The 337-nt window shown below is 62.9% G+C and carries 1 protein-coding gene; it reads right to left on the bottom strand.

Going from position 1 to position 337, the window contains the following annotated elements; all coding sequences use genetic code 11:
• Positions 1 to 337: HEPN domain-containing protein (locus ACYQ2W_RS26740; RefSeq protein ID WP_459874186.1), on the bottom strand; the 337-nt coding region annotated here is incomplete at both ends.

The following is a 337-nucleotide window of genomic DNA, read 5'->3' as shown; positions in this document are numbered from 1 at the left end:
GCTCCTCCTCGCTGATCCGATAGCTTTTCGAGTAGCGCGCTTCGATGTAGGCCCGCTTCAGCAGGTCGAACAGCGCCTTGTCGGCCTCCTCCTCCCGCGGCAGTGCGCCGACCAGCGCCTCATGCAGCTCCGCCCCCATCTCCGCCAGCTTGGCGATGTTATGGGTCTTATGCTTGTAGCCGGCGAACACCAGGGTCACGGAGTGGTAGTAACGCTCCACCGACTGGTGGAGCAGGAAGGCCGCATGGGCCAGCTCCCCGCTATTCATGAAGTAGCGCGTCCCCCGCCAAAACCCGCAGGCACTGTTGAACCAGTAGCGGAAGTTGTGCTGCGCCAA

Source organism: Endothiovibrio diazotrophicus (assembly GCF_054657215.1).
Note: the sequence above shows the minus strand (reverse complement) of the source record. Positions and strands in the feature narration are given on the sequence as shown.